Below are 15,737 nucleotides of genomic sequence, written 5' to 3'. Positions count from 1 at the left end.
ATATTGAATTTTCAAGGTGCAAAGCCCATTTTAAGTATGGGAAGTCTTAGTTATTAACTATTATATTATTTTTTTCTTGTTTAAACATGCATCAAGTTACTTCATATGCTATGGATTCTCAAAATTCTGATACTATTTCTCACATTGAATATACTATCTCTGGCAATTACTACATTACTACTATAGATACTAATTATTCTTTACTACGTTCTAATGTAACTGGAAAAAAACATACTTCTTACTACAATAAATCTGGAAAACTCCTATGGAAATTAACAATTACAGGGTCTTTTACATATACTGGTACATCTTCTAAGTGTACTAGTGCTGTTGCTTCTGTATCTAATATTGCCAAAGACTGGAGTGTAGTTTCCAAATCAGGTTATCCTTCTGGAAATTCTGCTATTGGAACAGCAACTATGCGTTTAAAAGGATCACAAAATATTACAAAAACAGTAAAACTTTCTTGTAGCAAAAACGGTGTATTAAGTTAGAAAAGAAGTTATAAAAAAAGTGTAATCTCATTAAATAGACAAGAAAAAACGCTGTAGTTACTTACAACCTCAGCGTTTTTTCTTTACGGGAGTTTTTAAGCTCGCTTATTTTAGTTTTCTTCTGTCTCTTCTTCGTCTGTATCGGAAGTGTTCTCTTCCCCTGTCTTGCGTACTTTTGCAATGCTTGCGACGCTCACATTGTCGTCCAGGTTGATCAGTTTGACTCCGGATGTGATCCTGCCAAGTTTTGAGATGCCCGCGCATTCCATGCGGATGATGATTCCTTCTGTGTTGATCATCATGATCTCATCGTCTTCATTGACGGCTTTGACGCCCACAACATTTCCGGTTTTTTCAATGATCTTGTAACATTTCACGCCTTTTCCGCCGCGGTTTTGCGGGGTAAATTCTTCCATGCTTGTGAGTTTTCCCATTCCCTTTTCGGAAGCGATCAGAAGATAGTCGCCCTGGGTATTGAGCTGCATACCGATAACTTCATCGTTGTCGCCCAGATTCATGCCGCGCACTCCCATGGATGTCCTTCCTGTCGGACGTACATCTGTTTCTGCGAACCGGATACACTGTCCGTATTTTGTCACAAGAATAATATCTTTTTCATCGTCTGTAGTCTTTACCTCGATCAGCTCATCGTCATCTCTTAAGGTAATAGCCGCAAGTCCGGTCTTTCTTACATTTGCGTAGTCCATGATCGGCGTCTTCTTTACAAGACCTTTCTTTGTCGCCATGAACAGATACTGTCCATCTGTATATTCCCTTATCGGGATGACCGCAGTGATCTTTTCTTCCGGCTGGAGCTGAAGCAGATTGATGATGGCTGTTCCCCTTGCGGTACGTCCTGCCTCCGGGATCTCATAGCCTTTCAGCCTGTATACACGTCCCATGTTTGTAAAGAACATGATATAGTGGTGTGTGGAAGTCATGAAAAGTTCTTCCACGTAATCTTCATCCAGCTTCTGCATTCCTTTGATTCCTTTTCCGCCTCTTGCCTGGCTCTTAAAGGTATCTGTCGTCATGCGTTTGATGTATCCAAGCCTTGTCATCGTAATGACTACATCTTCTCTTGGAATCAAGTCTTCCATGGAGATGTCGTAGACGTCGTATCCAATCTGCGTCCTTCTCTCGTCTCCGTATTTTTCGCTGATAGCGAGGATTTCTGTGCGGATGACTCCAAGGAGCAAGTGTCTGTCTGCCAAAATCGCTTTCAACTCCCCAATGCGTTTCATCAGCTCTTCGTATTCTTTTTCCAGCTTCTCCCGTTCCAGACCGGTCAATGCACGGAGTCTCATGTCCACGATGGCCTGCGCCTGCGCGTCCGACAGTCCGAACCGTTCCATCAATTCGGATTTTGCAAGCTGCACTGTCTGGGATCCGCGGATAATGCGGATGACTTCATCGATATTATCAAGGGCAATAAGGAGACCTTCCAAGATATGTGCACGTTCTTCGGCTTTGTTGAGTTCGTACTGTGTACGTCTTGTGATGACTTCTTCCTGGTGCTGTAAATAGTATTTCAGCATATCAAGAAGATTCAGTACTTTTGGCACTCCGTTCACAAGCGCCAACATGATCACACCGAACGTATCCTGGAGCTGTGTATGTTTGTAAAGCTGATTGAGGATGACGTTGGCATTAGCATCTCTGCGAAGTTCAATGCAGATACGCATGCCTTCACGGCTGGACTGATCGCTTAAGTCCACGATTCCGTCCACTCTTTTTTCTTTTACAAGATCTGCTATCTTTGCGATCAGACGTGCTTTGTTTACCATGTACGGGAGTTCCGTCACGATGATTCGGCTTTTTCCGTTTGCCATCGTCTCAATGTTGGTAACCGCACGCACGACGATCTTTCCTCGCCCGGTGCGGTACGCCTCGTTGATCCCTCTTGTCCCAAGTATCGTAGCGCCAGTCGGGAAATCCGGTCCTTTCACGATATGGAGGATATCCTCGATGGCTGTCTCTTTGTCTTCAATCTGGTCATCGATGATCTTTACAACCGCTCCGATGACTTCTTTTAAGTTGTGAGGCGGAATGTTGGTTGCCATCCCTACCGCGATCCCGGATGTGCCGTTTACAAGCAGGTTCGGGAATCTTGCCGGCAGAACAGTCGGCTCCTTCTCCGTCTCGTCAAAGTTCGGTGCAAAGTCCACCGTATTTTTATTGATATCGGCTGTCAGCTCCATGGAAATCTTGCTGAGTCTTGCCTCGGTATATCGCATTGCCGCTGCGCCGTCGCCGTCCACGGATCCAAAGTTTCCGTGCCCGTCCACGAGAGGATATCTTGTAGACCACTCCTGAGCCATGTTTACGAGTGCTCCGTAGATAGAACTGTCCCCGTGCGGGTGATATTTACCCATCGTATCACCGACGATACGTGCACATTTACGGTGCGGTTTGTCCGGACCGTTGTTCAGTTCGATCATGGAGTATAAAATCCTTCTCTGAACCGGCTTCAGACCGTCTCTTACATCCGGAAGAGCTCGGGAAGCGATAACGCTCATGGCATAATTGATATACGAATCTTTCATTTTTTTCTCAAGATCGACTTCCTCGACCTTGTCAAAAATATTATCTTCCATTGCTTCTCTCCTCCTTCACCTATACGTCCAGATTTTTTACGTATTTTGCATTTTCTTCTATGAATTCCCGGCGCGGTTCTACTTTGTCGCCCATCAGCGTGGTAAATGTCAGATCCAGTTCAGAGGAGGCTTCTTCGTCCATTGTAACACGGATCAGCACACGGTGCTGTGGATCCATGGTCGTCTCCCATAACTGCTCGGCATCCATCTCACCGAGTCCTTTGTAACGCTGGATCTTATTATTCTGGTCACGCCCTACTTCCAGAAGGATTTTATTTAATTCTTCGTCGCTGTATGCGTACCATACTTTTTTATTTTTCTCCAGTTTATAGAGCGGAGGTTTTGCTAAATACACATGTCCTTCTTTGATGAGTTCCGGCATAAATCGGTAAAGGAACGTAAGGAGCAATGTGCTGATGTGGGCCCCATCCACGTCGGCATCAGTCATGATAATGATTTTATGATAGCGAAGTTTGGAAATATCGAAATCTTCATGGATACCTGTTCCAAACGCTGTGATCATCGCTTTGATCTCCGCGTTTGCATAAATTTTGTCAAGACGTGCTTTTTCCACGTTGAGGATCTTTCCACGAAGCGGAAGGATCGCCTGGGTAGCCCGGTCTCTGGCCGTCTTTGCGGATCCGCCGGCGGAATCACCTTCCACGATGTAGATCTCACAGTTTTTCGGATCTTTATCAGAACAGTCTGCCAGCTTTCCAGGAAGGGACATCGTCTCAAGGGCAGACTTTCTTCGGGTAAGATCCCTCGCTTTTCTTGCCGCTTCTCTGGCTCTTTGGGCCATCAGAGATTTTTCGATGATGACTTTCGCTACAGAGGGATTCTGTTCCAGGAAAATTTCCAGCTGGGTGCTGACGATACTGTCCACTGCTCCTCTTGCCTCACTGTTTCCGAGTTTCTGCTTTGTCTGTCCTTCAAACTGCGGTTCCGGAATCTTGACGCTGATGATGGCAGTCAGTCCTTCACGGATATCGTCACCTGACAGGCTCTGCTCGTTTTCTTTGATAAGTTTATTTTTCTTTGCGTAGGCATTGAACGTTTTGGTCAGGGCATTGCGGAATCCCACCACATGCGTCCCGCCCTCCGGCGTCGTAATGTTATTTACGAAACTGTAGGAACCTTCCGTGTAGGAATCGTTGTGCTGCATGGCAACTTCCACGTAGACATCATCTTTCATGCCAGAGCAATAAATGATCGGTTCATAGAGAGGCTCTGTGCTTCGGTTCAGGTAGGAAACAAATTCGCGGATCCCGCCTTCATAGTGGAACACATCTTCGCGTTTTTCTTCCCTGTCATCCCTGAGAATGATCTTCAGATTTTTCGTCAGGAATGCCATTTCTCTCAGTCTCTGTTTGAGTACCTTGTACTCGAATACTGTCTCTTCAAAAATCGTGTCGTCCGGCATGAAAGTAACTTTTGTTCCTGTCTTTTCCGGGCTGCACTCTCCGATTACCCGAAGAGGATACATGACCTTTCCTCTCTCATAACGCTGCTCATAGATTTTTCCGTCTCTCCACACTTCTACTACCAGCCAGTTGGAAAGAGCATTGACGACGGACGCACCTACGCCGTGGAGACCGCCGGACACTTTGTATCCGCCTCCTCCGAATTTCCCGCCGGCATGAAGTACCGTAAATACGACTTCCACGGCAGGAAGCCCGGATTTATGGTTGATGCCGGTTGGAATGCCTCTTCCGTTGTCGATGACTGTCACGGAATTGTCTGCATTGACCGTCACTTCGATCGTATCGCAGTACCCTGCCAGCGCTTCATCCACCGCATTGTCTACGATCTCGTATACCAGGTGATGAAGGCCTCTTGCAGAAGTACTCCCGATATACATCCCCGGTCTTTTGCGTACTGCTTCCAACCCTTCCAATATCTGGATTTGATCTCCACCATATTCTGCGCTCATACTGATCCTCCTACTAATTTTCGCTTGTAACCTGTCCGTTTCGGACAAGGAACACTTTATTGATTGAAAAACGATGATTCACAAACTCTTCCACACCAGTACAGGTAATGAGAGTCTGGATATCGTGAATACTGTCTAATAAATAGTTTTGCCGATGTTTGTCCAGTTCAGACAGCACATCGTCGAGAAGCAACACAGGCGTGTCATGGATCACCTGTTTGACAAGCTCGATTTCGGCAAGTTTTAAAGATAAAGCGGCAGTCCGCTGCTGTCCCTGGGATCCGAATGTCCGGATATCCATCTCCTTCACCTGAAAACAGATGTCATCCCGGTGTGGTCCCACGGACGTGCTCTTCATACGGATATCCCGCTCTTTGTTTTTCTTTAATGCCTCCTCAAGAGACAGACTGCCGGAAGACGGTTCGTAATGCATCGTCATCCGTTCCCTGTTTCCGGTCAGTTTTTCATGGATATTACCTGTGATCTCATTCAGTTCTTGGATGAATTTTTTTCTTCTCTCCATGACCTCCGTCCCATATCGGACAAGCTGCATATCCCACACATCAAGCGTATCCCTGACACCTTCCTGCCACGAAAGATCTTTCAGAAGCCGGTTTCTCTGATTCAGTACCCGGTTGTAATCTGATAAGTTTTTCAGGTATACACGGTCCAGCTGGGACAGCTCCAGGTCCATAAACCTTCTTCTCTGGGCAGGACCATTCTTGATGATATTAAGATCCTCAGGTGAAAAAAATACAAAATTAATAATGCCGAACAGCTCGCTCGCCCGCTTAATCGGCATTCTGTTGATAGCAATCCCTTTTGGGCTGTTTTTTTTCAGGTGAAGGTCGATCCGGAACGGAACCCCATTTTTCAGCACCTGTACTTCAATATGGGATTCCTCTTTTCCAAATGCGATCATATCCCGGTCCTTGGTCCCACGGTGCGACTTCGTCGTCCCCGCAAGATAGACCGCCTCCAGAATATTGGTCTTCCCCTGAGCATTGTCTCCATGGAGAATATTCGTCTGCGGGTGAAACTCCATATCCAGCAATTCATAATTTCTAAAATTCTTTAGTTTCAATGACTGAATGACCATGATACACCCGTCTGCTATTTCTTGATCTTGATTTCCTGTCCTTCGAAGGACACAATATCTCCGTCATACAGTTTTCGCCCGCGTCTCGTGTCCACTTCACCGTTTACAAGGACAAGACCGTCTGATATGACTTCTTTTGCCTCCACGCCAGACTCTACGAATCCAGCCGCTTTCAGCGCCTGTCCGAGTTTGATAAACTCGTCGCGCAGTGTAATGATTTCCATAATCCTGCTTCCCCTTTTCTAAATCGCATTAAAGTTTACCGGAAGGATCAGGTAAACATAAGTTTCTTTCTCATCTTTGATAAAGCACGGAGCTTTTGCATTCATAAAATAGAGGTTGACTTCTTCGTCATCGATGACTCTTAAGGCGTCAATGAGGAACTTCGGGTTGAATCCGATCAGAAGATCTTTCCCTTCTTTCGTAATGAAGATCTCTTCATCCATGGATCCAAGCTGTGACTGAATCTTAAGTTCCATTGATTCGTCTCCGATATGAATGATGATCGGCTTTTTATCTCCTTCCTTTACAAGGAGAGTTGCACGGTCAATACAGCTTAAAAGTTCCCGCTTATTCATACGTACCTTTGTCTCATAGTCACTTGAAAGCATCTGTTCGATGCGGAAATATTCACCTTCGATGAGACGGGATACTACTACAGTCTGATCAAATTCGAACACAACGTGATTTTCTGTGAAATAGATCTGTACTTCACTGTCTACTTCACCTGATAAAATCTTGCTTACCTCCATCAGTGTCTTTCCAGGAACGACAGCCTTTCTCATTCCGTAAGTGTCTTTCAGTTCAATCTTACGGATGGAAATACGGTGTCCGTCCAGGGAAACCACTTTCAGAATATTCTCATTTATCTCAAACAATTCACCTGTCATCAGCTTGTTGCTTTCGTTGTCAGCGATAGAGAAAATTGTCTGACGAATCACTTCTTTGAGTGTATATTGTGACAACCTGACTGGCTCTTCTTTTTCTATATATGGTAAGTAGGCAAAATCATTTCCTGATTTCCCTGAGATATTAAATTTCGCTTTTTCGCATGTGATCATAGTCTGATCGTTGGCACCTGTTTCAATCACGATTTCATTGTCCGGAAGTTTTCTTACAATCTCAGAAAAAATCTTTGCATCAAGAGCAATCATTCCTTTATCTAAAATTTCACCTTCGATGATTGTCTCAATTCCAAGTTCCATATCGTTGGCAGTCAGCTTGATGATATCTGTTGTTGCATCAATAAGGATACATTCCAGTATCGGCATTGTTGTTTTAGAAGGAACTGCTTTGGATACGATTCCCACACCTTTTGCAAGGTTGGATTTTGTGCAGATGATTTTCATGTGAATAACTCCTTTCGGCTGTGCGTAATGAATTAAAATATATAAGATATCCGCATTCGCCGCCTTAGGGGCTGTGGATATGTGTATAAGTGCCGGAAGCCCTCTGTTTTCAAGGCTTTACAGAAAGGAAAACTCTGTTGAACAAGCTTGGTTTTATGGAGGAGGGCTTTCGGAAAACCCTTAAAGCGGATTGATTTTTTTCTTGATGATATTGATCGTATTTTTCAGTGAATCATTGTTTTCCATATCTTTCGACATTTTATCCACACCATGTTTCACAGTCGAGTGGTCTCGGCCGCCAAGAAGGCTTCCGATTGTCTTCAGAGGGGTGTCCGTCATCGTTCGGCAGAGGAACATGGCGATATGCCGTGCATTTGTCGTGCGGGCATCCCGGCTTGCACTCTTTAAGTCTGTGACGGAGACTCCAAAATGCTCAGATACAGTATCAATGATCAATTCCGGTGTGATTTTTCGGTTTTCATCAGGTGAAATCAGATCTTTCAATGCCTCAGCGGCCAGTGCAATGTTGATCTCTTCGTTCTTTAATTTATATAAAGCGATCAGTTTATTGAGAGAACCTTCCAGCTCCCGGATATTAGACTTAATATTTGCAGCGATAAACTGAAGTACATCTTCAGGGATATGGTACCGCTCAAGCTGATCAGATTCGATTTTTTTCTTTAAAATGGCCATCCTCGTCTCATAGTCCGGTGCAGAAATGTCGGCGATGAGTCCCCATTCGAACCGGGTGCGAAGACGTGCTTCCAGTGTCTCGATGTCTTTCGGCGGTTTATCAGAGGAGATGATGATCTGTTTTCCGGATACATGAAGGTGATTAAATGTGTGGAAAAACTCTTCCTGAGTACTTTCTTTTCCTATGATAAACTGTATATCGTCAATAAGGAGTACATCGACATTTCTATATTTTTCGCGGAATGCAGTCATCGGAAGTTCATTCCCTGTTTTTCCGCTTTTCAGAGATTCGATCAATTCGTTTGTAAATGCCTCGCTGGTCACGTACAATACTTTTTTCTTTGGATCACGTTCCAAAATGAAGTGGGCGATGGAGTGCATCAGATGAGTTTTTCCAAGTCCGACGCCTCCGTAGAGGAACAGCGGATTGTAAACTTCACCTGGAGATTCGGCCACTGCCAGGGAGGCAGCATGGGCGAAATTGTTGTTTTTGCCCACGACAAAAGTCTCGAACGTGTATCGAGGATTCAAATTTGCACGTTCGATCATGAGCATATTGTCATTTTTCTTTGTTGATTTTTTCTTATGAGCATTCGCGATCTCTTCCACTTTTTCAAGTTCGCTTGGGTTATCAGGGATAAATTTGACATCATATTCCGTTCCCGTGATTTCCGCAATGCTTACTTTAAAAGGAAGAAGATATTTTTTCTCTATGTAATCGATATAATCACCTGTCCCATCTAGAGTTACAAGGATATAGACGGTATTTTCAATTACATCATAGACTTTTAATGGAAGAATCCATGTTTTAAACGAAACGTCGGAAAGACTATGCTCAAGTCTCACATTTTCAATAATTTCATTCCATTTTTCTGTTACGATGTCCATTTTCGATGACTCCTAATCCTTTAGTTTAAGTGAAAATAAATAGAATCACTCCCTTATATATTACAACAAAAGTACTGTTAACGCAATGTAAAATCAATGTGGATAATGTTTTGAACATCGAAAAACCGCCTAAAAACGTCGAAAAATGGGGAAAATTAGTAGAAACCAACATGTTTTCCACATAAAATCACATAATTATCCACAAAATGTTGAAAACATTTGCCCGCAGTGGGGATACATAGGGGAGAGCGTAGACGAAAAATCAGGTAAAAAAAAGTGACGGAACTGCTTGACGTGACGGAACTTTTTTACTATAATCAAACGTGGTGTCTTTCATTAAAGAACGAAAACAACGTACTTATATTTATATATATAAGTTTCAGGTCAAGGAGGTGTAAAGCGATGAAAATGACATTTCAGCCGAAAAAACGTTCCAGAGCAAAAGTTCATGGATTCAGAGCAAGAATGAGTACAGCAGGCGGAAGAAAAGTTCTTGCAGCCAGAAGAGCAAAAGGAAGAAAACAGTTATCCGCGTAGGCCGCATATATGTGGCCTTTTCTTCTATTCAGAAACAAATTTTCGGGATAGGAGAAGCTAAAAATCAGGAGCAGAAAGCACAATGAATTTTTCGGAATCATTGAAAAAGAACAGGGATTTTCAGATGAATTACAGGAAGGGAAAATCCTTGGCAAACAGATATCTTGTGATGTATGTGAGAGAAAACGGGCTTTTGAAGAACCGGCTGGGGATTTCCGTGAGCAAAAAGGTAGGGAACAGTGTAGTCCGGCATAGAGTAACCCGTTTGTTGAGAGAAAGTTATCGGCTTCACGAAGAATGTTTCCGGTGTGGATATGATATTGTGATAATTGCACGGCCTTCTGCCAAAGGCAGGAGTTATTTTGATATGGAGAGTGCGCTGGTCCACCTCGGAAAGCTTCATCACATATATGAAAAGGAAACACAGCAGATTCTTCAGAATGGAGAGGATTAGATGAAAAAGTTTTTGATCGCAGTGATTCGATTTTACAGAAAGCATCTTTCAAAATATAAACTTCCGACACAGCACTGTATCTACACGCCTACCTGTTCAGAGTATGGACTGGAGGCAATACAAAAGTACGGTGCGCTCAAAGGCGGACTTTTGACAGTATGGAGAATCCTTCGCTGTAATCCATTTCACCGGGGCGGTTACGATCCAGTCCCGTAAAAGAAGAAGAGAATACCCGAATATGGAGGAAAACAAATGGAAGGATTATTACTGACGCAGTCATCCGCTCCGATTGTCGGCCAGATTTCATGGCTGCTCGGACATTTGATGAATGGAATTTTCAATGTCTTAAGTAATGTGTTCCATATTGAAAATATCGGTCTTTGTATCATTATTTTCACGATCATTATTTATACATTGCTTCTTCCGTTAACGTACAAACAGCAGAAAGCTTCCAGGCTGACTTCTGTTATGAGTCCGGAACTTCAGAGGATTCAGAACAAGTACAAAGGTAAAAAAGACCAGGCATCTATGATGAAGATGCAGGAAGAGACCAAGATGGTCTACGAGAAGTACGGGACGTCCATGATGGGAGGATGTTCCCAGCTCCTCATTCAGCTTCCGATCATCTGGGGTCTGTTTTATGTAATTCGTAATATCCCGGCATATGTATCTGGTATCAAAGACGTGTACATGCCTCTTGTAGGAAAGATTCTGGAGACAGACGGCGGCCAGGCAGCTATGGAGACGCTTGGAAAATCAAGAGAGATCATGATGGATCCGTCCAGATATGATTTCAGCAAAGAGAATATTATTGTGGATGCTCTCTATAAGTTTCAGGAAAGCACCTGGGATAAGCTTGTAGATAAGCTGCCGGATTTGGAAACGCTGATCCATTCTACGCAGGAAGGATTGGCGCATCTGAATTCTTTTCTTGGAATCAATATCGCCGAGACACCTCTCACGATATTTATGGATTCGATCAAGGCGGGCGCCGTTGCTACGGCAGTGCTGGCACTGTCCATTCCGCTGATTTCCGGTATTACCCAGTATATGAGTATCAAAATGACGCCGACGCCGACAGCCAACTCAAAGGAAAGCAAGGAAAATCCGATGGCTGCTTCTATGAATACCACGATGAAGATCATGCCGCTGTTTTCTGTGTTTATGGTGTTTACCTTCCCGTCCGGTATCGGTCTTTACTGGATTGCCAGTGCAGTCGTGCGTATGGTTCAGCAGTATGTGATCAACAAACATCTGGAAAAGATTTCTATTGAAGAACTGATTCAAAAGAATCAGGAAAAAGCAGCGAAGAAGAGAGAAAAGAAGGGCACGAATGCCAAGAAACTTTCCGAGATGGCGCAGGTAAATGCGAGAAGGATCGAGGAACCGAAGCGCAGAACAATGACAGAGCAGGAAAGAGAAGAAGTCCTCAAAAAGGCACAGGAAAAAAATAAAAATGCAAAGCAGGGAAGCCTTGCTTCAAAGGCAAATCTTGTAAAGCAGTTTAATGAAAATAACCGTAAAGATAGTGAAAAGAAGTAAATGAGGAAAGAGGTTATTGAGATGGGTGAAATTACAGTATCAGCAAAGACACTCGATGATGCAATTACAGAAGCCCTGATTCAGCTTGGTATCACAAGCGACATGCTGGAATATGATGTAATTGAAAAAGGAAGCAGCGGATTCCTCGGCATAGGAAGCAAACAGGCAGTGATCCGTGCCTGGAGAAAGAAAACAGAAGTAAAGGAAGAGACTCTGGAAGACCTGAAAGAAGAGATACAGGAAACAATCTCTGAGGTAAAACTGGATGAAAAGCCGGCCAAAAAACAGAAAAAGAATGAAAGCCGGGAGTCAAAGGAACTGGCGGATGTAGAAGAAGCTACGATCGCGGCATGCGAAAAATTCCTTTATGACGTTTTGGCGGCAATGGGAATGGGTGATGTGAAAGTCAATTCCTGCATAGATGAAGACGGTGCGCTGTCCATAGAAATGAACGGAAAAAATATGGGTATCCTGATCGGAAAAAGAGGCCAGACGCTGGATTCTCTCCAGTATCTCACAAACAGAGTGGCCAATAAGATGCAGGATGGCTATGTCAGAGTAAAGCTGGATACGGAGGATTATCGGAGAAGAAGAAAGGAAACGCTTGAAAACCTGGCAAAAAACGTTGCATACAAAGTTAAGCGTACAAAGAAAGCTGTTTCTCTGGAACCGATGAATCCGTATGAGAGAAGAATCATTCACTCAGCACTGCAGTCAGATAAATATGTCTCCACCCACAGCGAGGGAGAAGAACCATATAGAAGGGTTGTAGTAACACTGTCCAGAAATAAGTAAACAAAGCAGAACAAGGGGTTGATTTTCCGAAAAAAGGGAAAGTCTGCCCCTTTTGTATTCTTTTGCGGGAAAGAAAAGGGAAGATACATGAAAACAACACAGACAATCGCAGCCATTGCTACGGCGATGACAGATTCCGGTATCGGAATTGTGAGGATCAGCGGACCGGAAGCTTTCGATGTCATTGACCGGATTTATAAAGGAAAGAAGAAAATATCAGAACAGCCGTCCCACACCGTGCATTACGGATGGATAAAGGATGGGGAAGATACAATCGACGAAGTGTTGGTCATGATCATGAGAGGACCACACAGTTATACAGGTGAAGATACGATAGAAATAAATTGCCACGGCGGCGTCTATGTCGTCAAGAAAATACTGGAAACAGTTATCAAAAACGGTGCAAGGACGGCCGAGCCGGGCGAATTTACAAAGAGGGCATTTCTGAATGGGAAGATGGATTTATCCCGGGCGGAGGCCGTCATCGATGTCATCCACGCCAAAAACGAATACGCGCTGAAGAATTCCGTAAGTCAGCTGCGAGGAGCGGTACAGAAAAAAATAGGAAAAATACGGGAAGAAATACTGTATCACACAGCCTACATTGAGTCGGCTTTAGACGATCCGGAGCACATCAGCCTGGACGGCTATGGAGAAAAACTGGTGGATAAACTGGACGAATTGTTGAAAACACTCCAAAAACTCATGAAGGATGCGGATAACGGCAGGATGATCCAGGAAGGGATCCGGACTGTGATCATTGGAAAACCAAATGCCGGAAAATCATCGCTTCTCAATGCTCTTGTAGGGGAAGAAAGAGCAATTGTGACAGACATAGAGGGAACGACAAGGGATGTGCTGGAAGAAAGTATCCAGCTCAATGGAATCAGTCTCAATATCGTTGACACGGCCGGTATACGAAAGACAGAAGATATTGTGGAAAAGATCGGGGTAAACAAGGCGAAAGATCAGATGCAGGACGCGGATCTGGTAATTTTTGTGGTGGATGCTTCCAGAGAATTGGATGAAAATGATTTTGAGATTATCCGGATGATCAGAGAGAAGAAGGCTGTAGTACTTCTGAATAAGTCGGATCTGGAGACAAAGATCTCAAAGGAAGAACTGAAACAATATCTGGACAAACCGATGATAGAGATTTCGGCCAAAGAAGAAGAGGGGATTCATGAGCTGGAAACAATATTAAAAGATATGTTTTTCCAGGGAGAAATAACCTTTAATGATGAGATTTATATTACGAATATAAGGCAAAAGGAGGCGCTTGGAAAAGCGTATGAGAGCCTGCAGAGGGTAAAAGACAGTGTGGAGGCAGGGATGCCGGAAGACTTTTATACCATCGATCTGATGGATGCATATGAGGCGCTGGGAAATATTACAGGAGAAACGATAGGAGAGGATCTGGTCAATGAAATATTCAGCAAATTCTGTATGGGAAAATAAGGATGTGTATGATGTAGCGGTCATAGGGGCCGGACATGCGGGTTGTGAGGCAGCCCTCGCATGTGCAAGGCTTGGGATGAGAACCATTGTATTTACAGTAAGCATGGAGAGTGTGGCTATGATGCCATGTAATCCAAATATAGGAGGGACTTCTAAAGGACACCTTGTCAGGGAAGTAGATGCTCTGGGAGGAGAGATGGGAAAAATTATCGACCAGACCTTCATTCAGTCCAAAATGCTCAACCGTTCAAAAGGACCGGCGGTTCACTCGCTGCGTGCCCAGGCAGACAAGGCGCGCTATAGTACGGCCATGAGAATGGTACTGGAAAATCAGGAAAATCTGGATATGAAACAGACAGAAGTCACAGAAATCTTGACAAAAGAAGGAAAAGTAACCGGAATCCAGACCGTATCGGGAGCTGTGTATCGGTGCCGTGCGGTCGTACTTTGTACAGGCACATATTTGAAGGCGAGATGCATTTACGGGGAGGTAAGCCTGGAGACGGGGCCGAATGGACTGCAGGCGGCCACACATCTAACAGACTGTCTAAAAAATCTTGGTATCAGGATGTATCGGTTCAAAACAGGAACGCCGGCGAGAATTGATCGAAATTCCATCGACTTTTCTAAGATGGAGGAGCAAAAAGGAGATGAATATGTCACGCCGTTTTCCTTTACTACAGATCCGGAATCGATTCAGAGAGAGCAGGTTTCGTGTTGGCTTACGTACACAAATGAGAGGACTCATGAAATTATAAGAAACAATCTGGATCGCTCTCCGCTGTTTTCTGGAATGATCGAAGGAACCGGTCCACGGTACTGTCCGTCTATCGAGGACAAGATTGTTAAATTTGCTGACAAAGATCGGCATCAGGTATTTATTGAACCGGAGGGAGAATCGACTACCGAGATGTATATCGGGGGGATGTCAAGTTCCCTTCCTGAAGATGTGCAATATGAAATGTACCGTTCTGTCCCGGGGCTGGAACATGCCAAAATTATGAGGAATGCTTACGCGATCGAGTATGATTGCATCGATGCAAGACAGCTCTATCCGACGCTGGAATTCCGGGAAATTGAAGGACTCTACAGCGCAGGGCAGTTTAATGGAAGCTCTGGCTATGAAGAAGCGGCAGCTCAGGGGCTCATTGCGGGTATCAATGCGGCGTTGAAGATGAAAGGCGGAGAACAAATTGTCCTGGATCGTTCTCAGGCATATATAGGGGTTCTCATTGATGATCTGGTCACAAAAGAAAGTCATGAGCCTTACCGGATGATGACGTCAAGAGCGGAATATCGCCTTCTTTTGAGACAGGATAATGCAGATCAGCGATTGACAAAAATTGGATATGAAATTGGTCTGATACCACAAGAAAGGTATGAAAGACTGTTAGAAAAAGAAAAACAAATTGCATCTGAGATAGAACGAGTAGAACATGTAAATGTTGGAACGAGTGAAGCGGTACAAAACTTGCTCAAACAGTATGGAAGTACTCCGCTTTCATCCGGATCTACCATTGCAGAGTTGATACGCAGACCGGAATTAAGTTACGAGATTCTGGCGCCTATTGACCCGCAAAGACCAAATGTTTCACATGAAACATCGGAACAGATAAACATCAATATCAAGTATGACGGATATATTAAACGTCAGATGAGGCAAGTCGAACAGTTCAAAAAGATGGAAAAAAAGCGTATTCCAGAAGATATCGATTATGACAAAGTGAAAAGCCTGCGGATTGAAGCTGTTCAGAAATTGAAAGAGCAGCGTCCGGTATCTATCGGACAGGCGTCCAGAATATCTGGAGTTTCACCTGCTGACATATCTGTACTCCTTGTTTATCTGGAATCAATTAGATAGTCTGGAAAAGTAGTTTTTTGTACACTGATTTGTAAAA

At 44.0% G+C, this 15,737-nt stretch carries 14 protein-coding genes; 8 read left to right on the top strand and 6 right to left on the bottom strand.

What is annotated here, in order from left to right:
- The first annotated feature begins 110 nt into the window (after window positions 1–110).
- Window positions 111–494, top strand: coding sequence for a hypothetical protein (locus ACLROL_RS06285; RefSeq protein WP_413067504.1), 384 nt, complete (start codon window positions 111–113; stop codon window positions 492–494).
- 110 nt (window positions 495–604) lie between these two features.
- On the opposite strand, the gene gyrA is transcribed toward ACLROL_RS06285, so the two are convergent.
- The 6 genes from gyrA to dnaA form a co-directional block, all read right to left on the bottom strand.
- Window positions 605–3,091, bottom strand: coding sequence for a DNA gyrase subunit A (gene gyrA, locus ACLROL_RS06280; RefSeq protein ID WP_413067503.1), 2,487 nt, complete (start codon window positions 3,089–3,091; stop codon window positions 605–607).
- Window positions 3,092–3,110: 19 nt separating this feature from the next.
- Complete coding sequence (gyrB, locus tag ACLROL_RS06275; RefSeq protein ID WP_413067502.1) at window positions 3,111–5,024, bottom strand: DNA topoisomerase (ATP-hydrolyzing) subunit B; 1,914 nt, start codon at window positions 5,022–5,024, stop codon at window positions 3,111–3,113.
- Between the two features lie 13 nt (window positions 5,025–5,037).
- Window positions 5,038–6,123 (bottom strand): DNA replication/repair protein RecF, encoded by a 1,086-nt coding sequence (gene recF / locus ACLROL_RS06270; RefSeq protein ID WP_413067501.1) that lies wholly within the window; start codon window positions 6,121–6,123, stop codon window positions 5,038–5,040.
- A gap of 14 nt (window positions 6,124–6,137) precedes the next feature.
- Complete coding sequence (locus ACLROL_RS06265) at window positions 6,138–6,347, bottom strand: RNA-binding S4 domain-containing protein (protein ID WP_087202121.1); 210 nt, start codon at window positions 6,345–6,347, stop codon at window positions 6,138–6,140.
- An 18-nt stretch (window positions 6,348–6,365) separates the two neighbouring features.
- Window positions 6,366–7,472, bottom strand: coding sequence for a DNA polymerase III subunit beta (dnaN, locus tag ACLROL_RS06260; protein ID WP_087202123.1), 1,107 nt, complete (start codon window positions 7,470–7,472; stop codon window positions 6,366–6,368).
- Window positions 7,473–7,652: 180 nt separating this feature from the next.
- Window positions 7,653–9,053, bottom strand: a complete 1,401-nt coding sequence (dnaA, locus tag ACLROL_RS06255) for a chromosomal replication initiator protein DnaA (protein WP_087202125.1) — start codon at window positions 9,051–9,053, stop codon at window positions 7,653–7,655.
- A gap of 402 nt (window positions 9,054–9,455) precedes the next feature.
- Here dnaA and rpmH point away from each other — a divergent pair, with 402 nt between their 5' ends.
- From rpmH to mnmG, 7 genes are all read left to right on the top strand, one after another.
- The gene (gene rpmH / locus ACLROL_RS06250) at window positions 9,456–9,590 is read left to right on the top strand and encodes a 50S ribosomal protein L34 (RefSeq protein ID WP_008977315.1); all 135 of its coding nucleotides are present in this window, start codon (window positions 9,456–9,458) and stop codon (window positions 9,588–9,590) included.
- 82 nt (window positions 9,591–9,672) lie between these two features.
- Complete coding sequence (gene rnpA / locus ACLROL_RS06245) at window positions 9,673–10,044, top strand: ribonuclease P protein component (RefSeq protein WP_413067500.1); 372 nt, start codon at window positions 9,673–9,675, stop codon at window positions 10,042–10,044.
- Window positions 10,045–10,260, top strand: a complete 216-nt coding sequence (gene yidD / locus ACLROL_RS06240; protein ID WP_087212691.1) for a membrane protein insertion efficiency factor YidD — start codon at window positions 10,045–10,047, stop codon at window positions 10,258–10,260. It abuts the gene before it with no gap.
- A gap of 36 nt (window positions 10,261–10,296) precedes the next feature.
- A complete protein-coding gene (locus ACLROL_RS06235) occupies window positions 10,297–11,586 on the top strand; it encodes a YidC/Oxa1 family membrane protein insertase (RefSeq protein WP_413067499.1) in 1,290 nt (429 codons plus the stop codon).
- 21 nt (window positions 11,587–11,607) lie between these two features.
- Window positions 11,608–12,381, top strand: a complete 774-nt coding sequence (gene jag, locus ACLROL_RS06230) for an RNA-binding cell elongation regulator Jag/EloR (RefSeq protein WP_413067498.1) — start codon at window positions 11,608–11,610, stop codon at window positions 12,379–12,381.
- A gap of 87 nt (window positions 12,382–12,468) precedes the next feature.
- Window positions 12,469–13,839, top strand: a complete 1,371-nt coding sequence (gene mnmE / locus ACLROL_RS06225) for a tRNA uridine-5-carboxymethylaminomethyl(34) synthesis GTPase MnmE (RefSeq protein ID WP_087202135.1) — start codon at window positions 12,469–12,471, stop codon at window positions 13,837–13,839.
- Window positions 13,805–15,700: a tRNA uridine-5-carboxymethylaminomethyl(34) synthesis enzyme MnmG gene (gene mnmG, locus ACLROL_RS06220; RefSeq protein WP_413067497.1), complete on the top strand. Its 1,896-nt coding sequence runs from the start codon at window positions 13,805–13,807 to the stop codon at window positions 15,698–15,700. Before mnmE ends, mnmG begins: the two co-directional genes overlap by 35 nt.
- Window positions 15,701–15,737: the final 37 nt, after the last annotated feature.

The organism is Sellimonas sp. (assembly GCF_047234585.1).
Classification (GTDB): domain Bacteria; phylum Bacillota; class Clostridia; order Lachnospirales; family Lachnospiraceae; genus Sellimonas; species Sellimonas caecigallum.
Note: the sequence above shows the minus strand (reverse complement) of the source record. Positions and strands in the feature narration are given on the sequence as shown.